At 38.5% G+C, this 15,957-nt stretch carries 11 protein-coding genes and 1 other RNA gene; 4 read left to right on the plus strand and 8 right to left on the minus strand.

Annotated features, from left to right (window positions below):
- Positions 1 to 25: 25 nt before the first annotated feature.
- From rnpB to ACXYSN_RS04445, 3 genes are all read right to left on the minus strand, one after another.
- Positions 26 to 407, minus strand: an RNA gene (gene rnpB / locus ACXYSN_RS04435) — RNase P RNA component class B.
- Positions 408 to 425: 18 nt separating this feature from the next.
- Positions 426 to 761 carry a cell division regulator GpsB gene (gpsB, locus tag ACXYSN_RS04440; RefSeq protein ID WP_441348513.1) on the minus strand — a complete coding sequence of 112 codons (336 nt, stop codon included), beginning with the start codon at positions 759 to 761 and terminating at the stop codon, positions 426 to 428.
- Positions 762 to 830: 69 nt separating this feature from the next.
- Positions 831 to 1,358, minus strand: coding sequence for an SLOG family protein (locus ACXYSN_RS04445; RefSeq protein WP_441348514.1), 528 nt, complete (start codon positions 1,356 to 1,358; stop codon positions 831 to 833).
- Between the two features lie 67 nt (positions 1,359 to 1,425).
- On the opposite strand from ACXYSN_RS04445, the gene recU reads away from it, so the two are divergent.
- Positions 1,426 to 2,022 (plus strand): Holliday junction resolvase RecU, encoded by a 597-nt coding sequence (gene recU, locus ACXYSN_RS04450; RefSeq protein ID WP_441348515.1) that lies wholly within the window; start codon positions 1,426 to 1,428, stop codon positions 2,020 to 2,022.
- Positions 2,019 to 4,166, plus strand: coding sequence for a penicillin-binding protein PBP1A (pbp1a, locus tag ACXYSN_RS04455; RefSeq protein ID WP_441348516.1), 2,148 nt, complete (start codon positions 2,019 to 2,021; stop codon positions 4,164 to 4,166). The genes recU and pbp1a overlap by 4 nt, the downstream gene beginning before the upstream one ends.
- Before the next feature lie 76 nt (positions 4,167 to 4,242).
- Here pbp1a and ACXYSN_RS04460 read toward each other — a convergent pair whose 3' ends face one another.
- On the minus strand, positions 4,243 to 6,219 hold the full coding sequence (locus ACXYSN_RS04460; protein ID WP_458636299.1) for a peptide ABC transporter substrate-binding protein: 1,977 nt from the start codon (positions 6,217 to 6,219) through the stop codon (positions 4,243 to 4,245).
- Positions 6,220 to 6,420: 201 nt separating this feature from the next.
- Between ACXYSN_RS04460 and ACXYSN_RS04465 the strand changes: the two genes are divergently transcribed.
- The gene (locus ACXYSN_RS04465) at positions 6,421 to 6,903 is read left to right on the plus strand and encodes an S-ribosylhomocysteine lyase (protein ID WP_235083837.1); all 483 of its coding nucleotides are present in this window, start codon (positions 6,421 to 6,423) and stop codon (positions 6,901 to 6,903) included.
- Between the two features lie 55 nt (positions 6,904 to 6,958).
- Here ACXYSN_RS04465 and ACXYSN_RS04470 read toward each other — a convergent pair whose 3' ends face one another.
- Both ACXYSN_RS04470 and pflB read right to left on the minus strand, forming a co-directional pair.
- Positions 6,959 to 9,061: an AAA family ATPase gene (locus tag ACXYSN_RS04470; RefSeq protein WP_458636300.1), complete on the minus strand. Its 2,103-nt coding sequence runs from the start codon at positions 9,059 to 9,061 to the stop codon at positions 6,959 to 6,961.
- Between the two features lie 401 nt (positions 9,062 to 9,462).
- Positions 9,463 to 11,778, minus strand: coding sequence for a formate C-acetyltransferase (gene pflB / locus ACXYSN_RS04475; RefSeq protein WP_458636301.1), 2,316 nt, complete (start codon positions 11,776 to 11,778; stop codon positions 9,463 to 9,465).
- 239 nt (positions 11,779 to 12,017) lie between these two features.
- Between pflB and dinB the strand changes: the two genes are divergently transcribed.
- On the plus strand, positions 12,018 to 13,079 hold the full coding sequence (gene dinB / locus ACXYSN_RS04480; protein WP_458636302.1) for a DNA polymerase IV: 1,062 nt from the start codon (positions 12,018 to 12,020) through the stop codon (positions 13,077 to 13,079).
- A 35-nt stretch (positions 13,080 to 13,114) separates the two neighbouring features.
- On the opposite strand, the gene ACXYSN_RS04485 is transcribed toward dinB, so the two are convergent.
- Both ACXYSN_RS04485 and ACXYSN_RS04490 read right to left on the minus strand, forming a co-directional pair.
- Positions 13,115 to 13,960 carry an undecaprenyl-diphosphate phosphatase gene (locus tag ACXYSN_RS04485; protein WP_441348519.1) on the minus strand — a complete coding sequence of 282 codons (846 nt, stop codon included), beginning with the start codon at positions 13,958 to 13,960 and terminating at the stop codon, positions 13,115 to 13,117.
- A gap of 62 nt (positions 13,961 to 14,022) precedes the next feature.
- Positions 14,023 to 15,918: a DUF2207 family protein gene (locus tag ACXYSN_RS04490; protein ID WP_441348520.1), complete on the minus strand. Its 1,896-nt coding sequence runs from the start codon at positions 15,916 to 15,918 to the stop codon at positions 14,023 to 14,025.
- Positions 15,919 to 15,957: the final 39 nt, after the last annotated feature.

Consider the following 15,957-nt stretch of genomic DNA (forward strand, 5'->3'; position numbering starts at 1 on the left):
TCTCAGCCCCAACCTATATGCAATTTTCTATAAGCCATGTTTTGTTCCAGAAGCGACTAGGACCACTTCTTTCGATAATCATCTGTCTACCACTAACAGCTAGAAGCTGCTAGCAGTCAGAGTACTACGTTCGTTTCCGCGCACTCCATGCCCCGACCAAAATTTGGGTTGCTAGCTTGAGGGGTTTACCGCGTTCCACTCTCTCTGTTTCCAGAGAGACTTCGTCACTGTGGCACTTTCAGAGCTACTAAAACATATCCGAAAACTTAGTCTATTCACTCGCCGTAACGATTTCTCGTCCCTAGGCTTATGGTTTCGCCTAGCACAAACACTACAGGCATCACAGCCTGTGCTAGCATGGACTTTCCTCATGAAAAGATAAACTCTCCACGCGATTATCCAAAAATTGCACAACTGTATAATTCTTAGAAATCAGAATTTTCTACAATTTGTTTGCCAAATACTTCTTTTTCAAGACGATTCAAGCGTTTCAGGATATCAAAATTAGTCATAGAAGTCGTACTTCCAAACTCAGCAGGTTCAGACGTTACAGATACAGGTGCCGCCTGAGGTTTGTTCGCCAATTGCTCTTTCAATTCTGCGACTTCCAAACGTAGTGATTTAACCAACGCTGCATAGGTTTCATAGTCCTTGATAACGTCATCTAAGAATTCATCTACCTCTGCTTTACTGTATCCACGTACTTCTCTTCCAAAATCCTGCTCAAAAATATCCTTTGCTGTAAAAATAATACTTGCCATGTCTCTCTCCATTCTCAGTTACTAGTATTATTATATAAAAAAAGGCAAACAAAAAGCAAGGTCAAAGCCTCAATTTTCGGAAAAATTTTCGGCTATTTCGTTTAATTCCTCAAATGTTAATCTTTTTGTCATATAGTTGTCTTTCTTTTTCATCAGTTCGTAAAAAAATCTCATTTTTGTTTCGTTATCTTCGTCGTAAAAAATATAGGCGCCATCCGTATTTTCGAGTAAAAAAATCTGATAATCTCTCAATTGGCCTTTGTGCTCATAAGTTGGATAGGCATATTTGACAAAATCGACCTGTTTAAAATCACTCAATTTGACCTGGTTAGCCTCATTCCAGTTTGATCCATGTGTCTCAAAATCAAAAATAGTCGCTAGTTGAAATCCATAGGCCTCCTTCATGTCTCTAGCTACTTCTAAGACCCAGTGTTCAAAACCAAGAGAGCCTGTGAAAACTAGCCATTTTAACCCTTCCTCAGCTAATCTTTCCAAATCTCTACGAATGGCTTTTTTGATAATTTTTAACCGAATATCCTTTTCATTTAACAATCCTAAATCAAAAGCTGAGTATCCTAAAACCAAGGCTGTATGCATTTTTTCACCCTTTCTGTGCACCTTTATGGTATAATAGAGTGATGTTATTGTACCAATAAGGAGAATTATGGTCAACTATCCTCATAAACTTTCATCAAAAAAAAAACAACAAGTCTCCTCACAAACTAAAAATTTCGCAAATCGTGGGATGACCTTTGAAAAGATGATCAATGCTACAAACGAGTATTATCTGACACACGGTTTGGCTGTCATCCATAAAAAACCAACTCCTGTTCAGATTGTCCGCGTAGACTATCCTCAGCGTAGTCGTGCTAAGATTGTTGAAGCTTATTTTAGACAAGCATCAACTACCGATTATTCTGGAGTTTATGAAGGGTTTTACATCGATTTCGAAGCCAAGGAAACCAAGCAAAAACATGCGATTCCGATGAAGAACTTCCATCCTCATCAGATTCGGCATATGGAACAAGTCCTTGATCAAAAAGGGATTTGCTTTGTCCTTCTTCATTTTTCTTCTTATCAAGAAACGTATTTATTGCCGGCACTTGACCTCATCCGTTTTTATCATCAGGATATGGGTAAAAAGTCAATGCCGCTTGACTATATCAAAGAATTCGGTTATGTGATTGAGCAGTCTGCCTTTCCACAAATTCCTTACCTTGATACAGTCAAACAACATTTACTAGGTGGTAAAACAATATGAACAAACAAACTATCTTACGCATCGCTAAATACCTTGGCATTGGTGTAATTAGCTTATTTATCGCAGCTTTCCTACTTGGTGGTGGTGTATTTCTTTACTATGCAAACAAAGCTCCTGAACTTTCCGAGAGTAAACTTGTTGCAACTACATCAAGTAAAATTTATGATAGCAAAAATGAACTAATCGCAGATTTAGGTTCGGAACGTCGTGTTAATGCTCAAAGTAGTGATATTCCTACTGATCTTGTCAATGCGATTGTCTCTATCGAGGATCACCGTTTCTTTAACCACAGAGGAATTGATAGCATTCGTATAGCAGGAGCATTCCTTCGTAACCTTCGAAGCAATAGTGGTCTTCAAGGTGGATCAACTTTGACTCAGCAGTTAATTAAATTAACTTACTTTTCAACATCGACAGCTGATCAAACCCTATCCCGTAAAGTTCAAGAGGCTTGGTTAGCTATCCAGCTAGAACGAACTGCGACTAAGCAAGAGATCTTGACCTATTACATCAATAAGGTCTACATGTCAAACGGTAACTATGGTATGCAGACAGCTGCGGAAAACTATTATGGTAAGGACCTCAAAGACTTATCCATTCCTCAGCTAGCACTCTTAGCAGGTATGCCACAGGCTCCAAATCAATACGATCCTTATTCTCATCCTGAAGCTGCCCTTGAAAGACGAAACCTTGTTTTGTCAGAAATGCAAAGACAAGGATACCTTACAGCCGAACAATATGAAGCAGCCATCAATACTCCAATCACAGATGGACTTCAAAGTCTAAAATCTGTTAATAGCTATCCACAGTACATGGATAACTATCTTAAAGAGGTTATTGACCAAGTAGAACAAGAGACAGGTTATAATCTATTAACAACAGGTATGGAAGTCTATACAAACGTCGACCAAGAGGTACAAAAACACCTTTGGGACGTCTATAATACTGATCAATACGTAAACTATCCTGATGATGATATCCAAGCAGCTTCTACTATCATTGATGTATCAAATGGTAAAGTTATTGCCCAACTCGGATCTCGTCACCAAGCTAGCAATGTATCCTTTGGTACTAACCAAGCAGTGGAAACAAACCGTGACTGGGGTTCAACTATGAAACCAATTACGGACTATGCACCTGCACTTGAGTACGATATCTATGACTCAACTGCTTATATGCTTAAGGATGTACCATATAACTTCCCAGGTACTAGCACTCCAGTCTACAACTGGGATCGTGGCTATTATGGTAACATCACTCTTCAAACTGCTATCCAACAATCTCGTAACGTACCAGCAGTTGAAACTCTCGATAGAGTTGGACTCGATAAAGCCAAAAAATTCTTAAACGGACTTGGCATTGATTATCCAACCATGGTATATGCAAACGCAATTTCAAGTAATACGACTGAATCAGGTAAACAGTACGGTGCAAGTAGTGAAAAAATGGCTGCCGCCTATGCTGCATTTGCTAACGGTGGTATCTATCACAAACCAATGTATATCAATAAAATTGTCTTTAGCGACGGTAGTTCAAAAGAGTTTTCTGATCAAGGTACTCGTGCTATGAAAGAAACAACAGCTTATATGATGACCGAGATGATGAAAACAGTACTATATTATGGAAACGGTACTGGTGCTTACATTTCTTGGTTACCTCAAGCCGGTAAAACTGGTACATCAAACTATACTGATGCTGAAATTGAGAATCATATCAAAACCGATCAATATGTCGCTCCTGATGAAATGTTTGTTGGTTATACCCGTAAGTATTCAATGGCAGTCTGGACCGGTTACTCAAACCGCCTTACTCCAATCGTTGGTGATGGCTTTACTGTTGCCACTAGCATCTATCGTTCAATGATGCAGTATCTAGCCGAGGATGACCATCCCGGTGATTGGACCATGCCAGAAGGACTCTATAGAAGTGGAGATTACATCTTTAAGAATGGTGCACGTAATAATTGGATAACTCAAACTCCTCAACAGCCTATTACAGAAATTTCAAACGCAACAACAGAAAACCAAACCTCTGTCACTGAAGCTACTAACTCTAATACCACCCAAAATCCTTCGATACCAAATACGAATCAACCTCCTCAACAAAATCCTCGACAAAATCAAAATCCTCGAGGACAACAATAATCAAAAAACCTAGGAAACTATTCCTAGGTTTTTTGTATTTAAAAAAGGTGGAGTTAATCACTAACTCCACTTTCTTTTATTTTACATGGTTTGCAAGATCTTCTTGCGCTTTTTTATTGGATTCTTCTTTTTCTTTCTTCCATTTATCTTGAGCTTTTTGATATTCATCAGCAGTTACTGGTTTATCTTGAAGTTCAAGGTATTTGTACAAGAGAGGTTCAGTTGTTCCCTTGTTACCTGAGTAAGCAAATGGAAGCGTAAATGGTACCATCTTAGACAACATTGGACGTCCAGTTTGAGAAGATGTTGGAATAATCAAAGCGCTATCTGTCAACCAAGCTTGAGCTGCAGCATATTTGTCATAACGTTTTGAAACGTCAGTGTTTTCATTTCCAGCTTCAACAACCATCTTTTCGTAGTCTTCCAAACCAACTTGTTTGGCAGCAGCATTATTTGTTCCTGCATCAAATCCTAGGTAAGTTTTAGTGTTTTCACCGACTGATGGTTTGATGATATCAAGGTAAGTAGATGGGTCTGCAAAGTCTGGAGTCCAACCAACGTTATCTGAAAGGTCCCAATCTTCCCCAGCAGCTGATTCTGCAAAGTAAGTGACATTGAGAACTTCATCTTTTGGAAGTTGTTGGATATCAACGACTACGTTATCAGTTCCTAATGTTGCTTCAAGTGATTGTTTCAATGATTGAACACGTTGTACTTTTGTAGTACTTGTTTGGTCAACCGGCATATCCAAGTGAATTGGGAATTGAACACCTTCTGCTTGGAGAGCTGTCTTAGCTTTAGCAAATTCTGCTTTTGCTTTTTCTGGACTGTATAGACCATCTTGAGCGTCATCTAGATTAACATCTTTCCACTCATCACCATAAGTTACCAATTTTTCTTTGACTAAATCACCAAAGTTTTTACCATCTGCTTGAACAAATGTTGGTGGCACAAACAAGTTACGAAGAAGTTTTGTTGCTCCACTTTCTCCATTGATTTGAGAAGTATAAGCTGTTCTATCAATACCGAAGGCAATCGATTGACGGAAGTCTTTGTTAAGGAGAGCTTTCTTAGTTGAAGTTTTTTGCTCATCTGTAGTCTTAGAAGTATATTTATAAGACTGACGATCAATATTGGTACCAATTAAGTAAGTTGAAGAATCTTGTGGTGTATAAACGATATTGTCTTTAAACTCTTTTTCAGTTTCAGGATAACTTGCACTTGTTGGGAATAGACGAGCCGTTGAGAAACCACCAGACTTAAAGGTTTCTGCAGGTTTGTTTGTATCTTGACCATCCCAGAATGAGAGTTTTACTTTATCAATATGAACATTGTCCTTATCCCAGTAGTTTGGATTTTTTTCAAATTCTACTGAAGATTTAGCTACCAATGATTTCAACAAGTACGGACCGTTATAAAGGATACTACTTGGATCAGTTGCTTTGGCAAAGTTACTTCCTTGTGAAGTAAGGAATTCTTCATTGACCGGTGCAAGAACACCCATAGTTGTTTTAGAGTTCCAGAAGCTTTCAGGTTTGTTCAAAGTGTATTGAACTGTCTGATCATCAATTGCCTTGATTCCAACTTCAGAAAAGTCTTTAACTTCACCTTTCACATATGCATCAAGACCCTTAATAGAATCTTGAACGAGATAAAGTGCTTCTGATTTATTGTCAGCTGCATATTTAAGACCTGTTACAAAGTCTTGAGCTTTCACAGCTGCGTACTCTTCACCTTCAGAAGTATACCATTTAGCATCTTTACGGATTGTGTAAGTGTAAGTCAAACCATCTTGAGATACAGACCAATCTTCTGCCATTGATGGCACAAAGTTTCCGTAGCGGTCATTTTCCATCAAACCGTCAATGACGTTACTAGTGATATTAGCAGTTGCTGCTTTACCAGTTGTCAAATAGTTGAGGTTGTCTGGGTCGGTTTCATACGTGTAAGAAAAAGTTTTCTCACCTTTTGCGCTCGAACCTGAACAAGCTGCCAAAACACCTGACGCTAACAGAGTCACTCCTGCTAGGGCCATTACTTTTGAAAATTTCATAATAAACTCCTTTATGACTTTTTATACATTATAGTCCCTTTTTCGCCAAGTGTCAATACAATTGAATTTTTCAAATTGATTTGAAAATATTTTTTCCTATTTCTAACTTTTCAATAAACATCTGATACAAAGTTCTTTTTTTGACAATTATCAAATAAATCTTTATGATATAATGAAAGAAGAAAGTTGAAAGGAAATACTATGACAAAAGAAGTTATTGTTGAAAGTTTTGAACTTGACCACACCATTGTTAAAGCACCTTATGTCCGTTTAATCGGAGAAGAAACAGGTCCAAAAGGAGATATCATTTCTAACTTTGATATCCGCTTGGTTCAACCAAATGAGGACTCTATCCCTACTGCCGGCCTCCATACGATTGAGCACCTCTTGGCTAAGCTTATCCGTACTCGCATTGACGGCATGATTGATTGTTCCCCATTTGGTTGTCGTACAGGTTTCCATATGATTATGTGGGGACGTCATACTAGCGCTGAAATTGCTGCTGTCATCAAGGATTCACTAAAGGAAATCGCTGAGACTACAACTTGGGAAGATGTTCCTGGAACAACCATTGAGTCTTGTGGTAACTACAAGGATCATAGCCTTTTCTCTGCTAAGGAGTGGGCAAAATTGATTCTTGAACAAGGAATTTCAGACGATGCTTTTGAGCGTCATGTCATTTAACAAAAAAAGAACCAGCTTTTCAGCTGGTTCCTTTTTTGATTCACAAAACATTGATTTAGGCTTTTTCACGAATGACCAAGACACCATCTTCCATGTCAGCTTCAAGGTGTTTAGCATCAAGATTATCCAAATGGAAGTCTGTTACTTTGTCACGGATTTGTTGTTCAACTACTCGACGGAGTGGACGAACACCCATCACTTCATCATAACCTTCTTCAGTCATGTATTCTTTGGCTGCATCGCTCACTGCCAAGTCGATTTCTTTCTTAGAAAGAGTCTTATTGACATCAATCAACATCAAATCAACAATCTTAGAAAGATCTTCCTTACTCAAATGTGAGAATTCAATAACAGCATTGAAACGGTTGAGGAATTCTGGACGGAAGTAAGGTTTCAAACGATCCATAAGTTTTGGTTTATCAGCATCTTCTGTCAAGTTCGCTTCATAGCCAAATCCTGCATTTGAAGTTGCGATAATCACCGTATTCTTGAAGTTTACAGTGTTACCTTGACCATCTGTCAAACGACCATCATCCAATACTTGAAGAAGAAGAGTGATGACTTGAGGGTCAGCCTTTTCAATTTCGTCGAGAAGGACGATTGAGTATGGGTTACGGCGAACACGTTCTGTCAAAGTATTGTTGTTGTCATCATAACCAACATAACCAGCTGTTGTACCAATCAATTTAGAAACGGCTGTGCGGTCACTGTATTCTGACATGTCCAAACGAATGATGGCATCTTTAGTACCGAACATATCAAGTGCCAATTGTTTAGCCAATTCTGTTTTACCAACACCAGTAGGTCCTACAAAGAGGAAGCTACCGATTGGGCGATTTCCTTCATCAAAACCTGCACGGTTCCGACGAATCGCTTTGGCAACGGCTTCAACAGCCTTGTCTTGACCGATAACCTTAGTTTGCAAACGGTGGCCCATATCTTTCAAACGTTCAATATCAGTTGCACCCATTTGTGAAACAGGAATACCTGTCATACGTTCTACAGACTCAGCTACGTCATTTACAGTCGCTGTAACCTTGTGATCTTCTGTATGGTTAGCAATTTGCTTTTCAAGTTCTTCGATACGAACTTTTGCATTTAAAGCCGCTTCATAATCTTCTTTAGCAGCTGCAGCTTCTTGTTTAGCTTTTTCTTCTTCAATTTCATGTTCCACAGCATGTACATCTGTCACTGGGTGTTGTGCTGCCAAGTGAGCAGCTGTCACATCAACAAGGTCGATAGCCTTATCTGGCAAGCTACGTTGTGGAATATATTGAACAGAGTAATCAACAGCCGCTTTCAATACTTCATCTGGCAAGATAACATTGTGGTGTTGTTGATAAAGATCGCGAATCCCTTGGAGAATCTTGAAAGTATCTTCAGCAGATGGTGCATTAACTTTTACTTCGTTGAAACGACGAGCAAGAGCAGCGTTTTTCAAGATTGTATTACGATATTCATCTTGAGTTGTTGCACCAATCACGGTCAATTCCCCACGTGAAAGAGCTGGTTTCAAGATATCAGCAAGTCCTTTAGATCCTTGACCATCCCCTGTGCTACCTGCGCCAAGGATTTGGTGAATTTCGTCGAAGAAGAGGATAATATTCCCAGCTTCCTTGACTTCGTTTACCAAGTTTTGAATATTTTCTTCAAAGCTACCACGGTATTGAGTACCAGCTTCAAGTCCAGAAATATCAATTGAAATGATTTCTTTGTTCTTGATTGCTGCTGGAACATCACCATTCACAATAGCTTGTGCAAGGCCTTCTACTACAGCAGTTTTACCAACACCAGCATCACCGACAAGAACTGGATTGTTTTTTGTACGACGAGAAAGAATTTCAGAAGTTTCTTGAATTTCCTTGTTACGTCCAATAACCGGATCTAGCTTCCCTTCACGAGCTTCAGCAGTTAAATTACGTCCAAGTTTAGCAAGAATACCGTCTTGTTTCATACCTTTCCCTTGAACGTACTGAGCTTGATCACTTCCTTCGCTAGGAAGTTTACCTGTTTGACGGTAAATCGCGAATTCTTCAGGTGTTACTTCACGACCGTTAATCAAATAACGACGATTTTCAGAACTGTATCCACGCATACCACCCATCAATTGGTTAAACAAATCATCCATGTTGTTAAAGTTATTAAAGTTGTTATTCATATTTCATACCTCGTTAAATTCAAAATTAGTTAGTCAAATTAATTTGACTTTCTCTGACCTTTGTTTTAAAAATTTTAGACTAGCAATTTGCTACTCTACGTATAATTTCAGGTTTCTCTTTATCCAATACAGATTTTGTAATTGGATTTTCTAAAATACTAATGGTAAACATAGGTTGCACCTCTTTCTAGGTTTTACCCATACTTTAATTTTAAGATAAATTACACAATCACCTTAAAATCAAGGTTTTCTAAGGATTTCCTCATCCTTATATTCTTAGTATATCACTTTGGTCAGTATTAGTCAAGAGATTTGACCAAAATTGACTAATTTTTTTTAAAAATTTTTTTATACCAAAAAACCAGTCAAAATGACTGGTTTTTATTTACTATTTATGAATCTTAGCTCAATGCATCATCCATTGAAAGAACTTCGTGGAAGACACGTTGTGTCAATTCAGTTTTTTGTTCTGGAGTGAGGTATTTAGTGTTTACACAGTATCCAGAGATACGAACGATTACGTCTTCACCTGACATGATCTTTTCGTAAACATCGTTCAAGTCCATAACGTTCAAGTTAACGTGTTGTCCACCGTTTTCGAAGTAACCATCAAGGATTGTTACCAAGTTATCAACTTGTTCGTCACGAGTCTTACCAAGAGCACGTGGTGAAACTTGAGTTGTCAATGAGATACCATCAGCTGCGTAACTAAAGTCAAGGCTAGCAAGTGAGTTCAAGTTTTGCAACCATCCACCTTTAGCTTTGTTAGATGGGTTAGCACCTGGTGAGAAGAATTCAAGTTTAGACAAGTTCACTGAACCATCTTCGTTGAGGTATACACCTTTGTGGACTGGTGAGTTACCAGTTTGTTTAGAGTAAGCAACGTTAGATGTGATTGTCAAAAGTGATACAGTAGCTTCTGCGTCTTTGTAAAGTTTGTGGCTACGTAGACGAGTTGTGTAAGCTTCGATCAACCATTCTGCCAATTCGTTTGAACGTGGGTCATCTTCACCCCAACGTGGGTATTCACCGATTGTTTCATAATCGTAGATATAGCCATTTTCGTCACGGATTGGTTTAACTGTAGCGTACTTGATAGCTGACAATGTGTCAACAGTGTTGGCGAATCCACAGATACCGAATCCCATGTTAGCACGTTGTTTAGTTGGCAAGAAGGCCATTTGAACAGCTTCGTAGTTGTACTTGTCAGTCATGTAGTGGATGATGTTCAAAGCATCTACATAAGTGTCAGTCAACCAGTCAAGAGATTTTTCGAAGTTAGCTTTAACTGATTCAAATTCAAGAACTTCGTCACGGATTGGTTCGATATCAAATACTTTGTAGTCTTTATGAACATCGTCATAACCACCGTTCAAACCAGTAAGAAGAGCTTTAAGAACGTTAACGCGAGCACCGAAGTACTGGATGTTGTGACGTTGTTCTTCGTTTTCTGGGTCAAGTGGAGACACACAACATGAGATACAGCTCATTTCACCGTATCCATCTTTAGCCATTGTTGTAACACCTTCGTATTGGATTGAAGAGTGTTTGTGGCTCATGTGCATACAGTAGCGACGGAAGTTGTATGGCAATTTGTCAGTCCAAAGAACTGTCAAGTTTGGTTCTGGAGAGTTACCGATGTTGTCAAGAGTGTTCAAGAAACGGTAGTCCATCTTAGTAACACGGTGACGACCGTCGTTACCCATACCAGCCATAGAAGTTGTGATGAAGGTTGGGTCACCTGAGTACAATTGGTCATAAGCTTTTGTACGACCGAATTTAACTGTACGAAGTTTCATAACGAAATCGTCAACAAACTCTTGGATTTCTGATTCAGTAAATGTACCACGAGCAAGGTCACGTTCAGCAAAGATATCCAAGACGATTGGCACACGACCTAGAGATGTAGCTGCACCGTTGATAACGCGGCAGACAGCCATGAAGGCAATGTTTACCCATTGGATAGCTTCTTTAACGTTCATCGCTGGTTTACGAACATCAACTCCGTAAAGGTCACCTAAACGAACAACTTCTTGTAATGCTTGATATTGAAGGTTGATTTCTTCACGAAGACGGATTGTCTCTTCATCGATTTCTTTGATAGCATTCCAATCATTCAATTTTTCTTGCATCAAGAAGTCAGCTCCATAAAGAGCAAGACGTGCGTACACACCAATGATACGTCCACGTGAGTATGAGTCTGGAAGACCAGTTACAGTGTGGGCGTGACGAGCACGAAGAATGTTAGAAGTATATGCACGGAAGATACCATCGTTTACTGTTGTAACGTATTTAGTGAAAATTTCGTGAACAGCTGGATCTGGCTCATAACCGTTTTCTCTCAAAGTAGTTTCAGCCATACGGATACCACCTTTTGGCATAAAATTCAATTTGAAGAGTTCATCATTTTGGATACCGAAGATCAATTCGTTTTCTTTGTCGATAAATCCAGCTGGAATATCAGCAATAGAAGTTGGACGAGTATCCATTGGGAAACGAGTTTCTTCGTAGTGTGCTTTAGTTTCTTCTACGATTTTTTTGATGTGAAGTGAACGCTCTGTTGGTCCTGCAAGGAAGCTTTCATCTCCATCATAAGGTGTGTAGTTAGCTTGTACAAAGCGTGATACACTTGCTTTTTCTTTCCAGTCAACACCTTTAAAGCCTTCCCAGGCTTTGTCAAAAATGTCCTGTGCTTCAACAACTGTCTTAACAACCATGTTAATGTCCTCTTTTATCTTTCTAGTAACAGCCATCTGTTACATTCATGTATTCAGTATACCACACAGTAAACGATTTCAACAACTAAAATAAGTAATTTTTTCCACTTTCTTTTATAATACAGTTGTTGTTTTAGCAACAACTGTATTATAGTTTTGAAAAAAGATTTACCTATTTTCTATTTTTTCTGAAAAAGGTTATAATATAGCTAGTAATTCTACCAAAGAAAGGACAGTCCATGCTCATATTTCCACTGATGAATGATTTATCTCGTAAAATCATCCATATTGACATGGATGCTTTTTTTGCTGCGGTAGAAATTAGAGACAATCCTAAGCTTAAAGGGAAACCCGTTGTTATTGGTAGCGACCCAAGAAAAACAGGAGGTCGCGGAGTTGTTTCGACTTGTAGTTATGAAGCGAGAGCCTTTGGCATCCACTCAGCTATGAGTTCCAAAGAGGCCTATGAGCGTTGTCCGCAAGCCGTTTTCATTTCTGGAAACTACGAAAAATATACTGCTGTCGGTCAACAGATACGAGCTATTTTCAAACGATATACAGATAAAATTGAGCCTATGAGTATCGATGAAGCCTATCTAGACGTAACTGAAAACAAACTCGGTATCAAATCTGCCGTTAAGATTGCTCGCTTAATTCAGCAGGATATTTGGCAAGAACTCCATCTGACCGCTTCTGCCGGGGTTTCTTATAATAAGTTTTTAGCTAAAATGGCTAGTGACTATCAAAAACCTCGTGGTTTGACGGTTATTCTCCCTGAAGAAGCCGAAAATTTCCTCAAACAAATGGAAATTGCTAAATTCCACGGCGTTGGCAAGAAAACTGTTGAGAAATTGCATCAAATGGGTGTATTCACGGGAGCTGATCTCTTAGAAATCTCTGAAATTACGCTTATTGATCGTTTTGGACGACTTGGATTTGACCTTTACCGAAAAGCTCGTGGGATTGATAATTCTCCCGTTAAATCTGACCGTATTCGTAAGTCTATTGGTAAAGAAAAAACCTATAGTAAAATTCTTAGTCTGGAAGAAGATATCAAAAAAGAGCTAACTCTCCTTTCGGAAAAAATCGCTCTTAGTCTTCAAAAATATGAAAAAAGTGGTAAGATTGTCATCTTAAAAATTCGCTACGCTGACTTTTCTACTTTGACTAAGCGAAAAACCCTAGATCAGCAAACACAAGATTCAGACCAAATCGCTCAATGCACTATTCAACTCTACGAAACACTCAGTGATAAGGATAAAGGAGTCCGTTTATTGGGAGTCACAGTGACTGGATTTTAAAAACCTTGAAGGAAACTTCCCTCAAGGTTTTTTGCTTACACAAATAATCGAACAAAGCTATAAAGCAGCAAGACACTACCAAGAACAATACGGTATTTACCAAACATTGTAAAGTCGTGTTTTTTGACATAGCTGGTTAAGAAACGAATAGCAACCATGCTGACTGCAAAAGCTACTACCATGGCTACTAAGAGCAAGAAGAATTGACCAAAACTCAAGACTTCTCCAGCCTTGATGAATTTAAAAATCTTCAAAGCGCTAGCTCCAAACATAACTGGAATTCCTAGATAGAAGGTAAATTCTGTTACCACTGAACGACTAGTTCCATTTAACAAACCACCTACGATAGTTGCTCCGGAACGGCTAGTCCCTGGTAGAAGGGCCAAGACTTGGAAAAGACCGATATACAATGCTGTTTTATAAGGTAATTTATCTAAATCAGTGACTGTTGGCTCAATCGCTTGCGCTTTATTACGTTTTTCAAGATAGATGAAGGCAACCCCATAAACAATCAACATGATGGCTACTGAAACTTTATTATAGAAATGGGTTTCAAACCAATCATCAAATTTAAAAACGGCTAATAAAGGAAGTGTAGCCACAAATACTTTGGACCATAATTGCCAGGTTCTACGAACTTGAACTTTATCCTTACCTGGTTTGAAGGGATTAAGCTTGTTAAAGTAGATAACCATAACGGCTAAGATTGCACCCAGTTGAATGACGACATTAAACATAGACATAAAAGTTTCATTTTGATCTTTAAACTGGATAAACTCTTGTGCTAAAATCAAGTGGCCAGTACTTGAAATCGGCAGCCACTCCGTGATTCCTTCAACAATTCCAAAAAAGATAGCTTTTAAAATTTCAAAAAAATACATAGATTACTCCTTTTTTCTATCCTCCATTATATCATACTTTTAAATGATGTGTTTAGTTTTCTTTAGAAAGCACCAACACTTCCACCACCGCCACCGCCTGAGAAACCACCACCAGAGCTACCGCTTCCGGATGATACAGAAAAGGTACTTGCTGTATTTGCGACTGAGGTGTACAAATTGATTTGAGTAGCAGATGTGTGAAATTGTTTATCCCACCCACAAGATACATAAAGATTCATAGCAGCGTTTTCAAGTTGAATATTGTGAAGTTTCATGATTTTATTCACCTTCTTAGCGTATCCATAGAGAGTTGCATAGACCAAAAGGCGATTCCAAACAACAATGCTCTCTAGTTCAGCCTTATCTAAATGTGCAATATCCCGAAGCATATTTTCAAAACTTGTCCAGAGATAAACAACTTCTGCCCCTTCTTCATTTAAGACTCCATCACGAGAAGGCCCTCGAGTTACAAAATGAATCAAAGCACTCGCTAGTAAACCAATTAAACCTAAGGAAAGTAACGGAAGCGAGAAATAGCCATGAGTTCGAGTGCTATAGTAAAAAATGATCAGTCCGACAACACCTGTTACAATCGAACAGACTTTCATTTTTTTCACAAGATTATTTTCTTTTTCCGTTAAAGGTCGATAATAACTTGGAATTCGTAAAATTTTCACCTTGTCTCGAACACAACTTTGCATGCGTTCAAGTCGTCTCTCGAAGGAACGCTTGAGGTGCATGCCGAATTCTCGAATATGCTTCTCATCAGCTTCCTTAGCACCATGAAACAAAGTTGAAGAAACTTGATATTCAAGGAAAAGGTCAGATAAAGCAATTTCTTTCTTAGTTGAAAGAGTCATGCGCAAGCATTCTTTTTCAAAATTAGACAAGCCTTTTTCACTATTAATTTTTATCCACGGTTCCTCTTCACCCTGAAAAATGGATAAATGCCCGCGATCGACTAAGTCCAACAAGGTTGCCTGGATTAGTTGTTCAAAGGTGAACTTACCAAACTTATGCTTATTTAGGGGACTAACTTCCTCTAAGGAGGTTGAATAGATTGCTTCTGCCAAAACCATTGGAGGTAAGTCCATTGGAGGTTCGTAAAGTCGATGATTCTTCGGATATACTTTTTGGAGACTTATCTGTTTACGAAATGCTCGATAATACATGATAGTAAGTAGCAATAAAGCCATAAAGAAAGTTGGGAAAATCCATTTTATCATGATATTCGCCTGCACTTTATTGGCTTTTATTTCTATCTCAACTCTTTTGAAGTTACTTAAATTATCTTCATTTAGGCCCTGACTCGGAGCACTTGAGAAAGCTTCTCTCGGCCAATAGGCATGAAGTTCAATCTGACGTTTTTTAGGAAGATTTTTCATCTTAACCCAGTAGATATCATTTACTTTCTCGACACTTCCCTCGTTGAGGAGTTTGCCAGTATGAAAAAAGAGTTTCTCTGCAGGACTATCTGAAGTTACTCGAAATTCTAAATCTTTGATATCTCCTGAACTATCTGTCAGTGGTTGCCAATTTAGCTCCGCGATATCGTTATACAAAAAGAGAATATTTGACAGTTGCCAGGTAACGGTTACCCGAACAGTATCTCCTGCATTTCCTGGATTAAGAACGAAGACCTTGTAGCCATCCTCTTCTTCCTTAGTATATGAGAGAACATCCTGAATGATTTGCCCATTTTTAGATACAAGGACAGTTGGGTCATCATCTATATCAAATCCTTTTGGCATTTTCCCTGCTTTACCGAGACCAATCAATTGACCATTAAAATCATCTTTAAAATGGTAGGTAATTGTTTCTTTGAAAACTGCTGTATTATCTGCATGAATATTCAAATCTCCCTTATAGGATAAAATATCAAAGTCTACAGCAAAAACCAAGCGCGGTACAAAAAGGAAACAGGTAAATATCAAAGCCAATAGCCATTTCTTTTTCATCTTACACTGCCTTCCAAGTTTTTTCACTATTATATCATT

This window comes from Streptococcus sp. V869 (genome assembly GCF_054353515.1).

Bases quoted from the DNA above. Each gene is read 5' to 3' on its own strand.
- ACXYSN_RS04445 (WP_441348514.1), bottom strand. From the start codon at position 1,358: ATGCATACAGCCTTGGTTTTAGGATACTCAGCTTTTGATTTAGGATTG.
- ACXYSN_RS04470 (WP_458636300.1), bottom strand. From the start codon at position 9,061: ATGAATAACAACTTTAATAACTTTAACAACATGGATGATTTGTTTAAC.
- ACXYSN_RS04465 (WP_235083837.1), top strand. From the start codon at position 6,421: ATGACAAAAGAAGTTATTGTTGAAAGTTTTGAACTTGACCACACCATT.
- pflB (WP_458636301.1), bottom strand. From the start codon at position 11,778: ATGGTTGTTAAGACAGTTGTTGAAGCACAGGACATTTTTGACAAAGCC.
- ACXYSN_RS04485 (WP_441348519.1), bottom strand. From the start codon at position 13,960: ATGTATTTTTTTGAAATTTTAAAAGCTATCTTTTTTGGAATTGTTGAA.
- ACXYSN_RS04460 (WP_458636299.1), bottom strand. From the start codon at position 6,219: ATGAAATTTTCAAAAGTAATGGCCCTAGCAGGAGTGACTCTGTTAGCG.
- gpsB (WP_441348513.1), bottom strand. From the start codon at position 761: ATGGCAAGTATTATTTTTACAGCAAAGGATATTTTTGAGCAGGATTTT.
- recU (WP_441348515.1), top strand. From the start codon at position 1,426: ATGGTCAACTATCCTCATAAACTTTCATCAAAAAAAAAACAACAAGTC.
- pbp1a (WP_441348516.1), top strand. From the start codon at position 2,019: ATGAACAAACAAACTATCTTACGCATCGCTAAATACCTTGGCATTGGT.
- dinB (WP_458636302.1), top strand. From the start codon at position 12,018: ATGCTCATATTTCCACTGATGAATGATTTATCTCGTAAAATCATCCAT.
- ACXYSN_RS04490 (WP_441348520.1), bottom strand. From the start codon at position 15,918: ATGAAAAAGAAATGGCTATTGGCTTTGATATTTACCTGTTTCCTTTTT.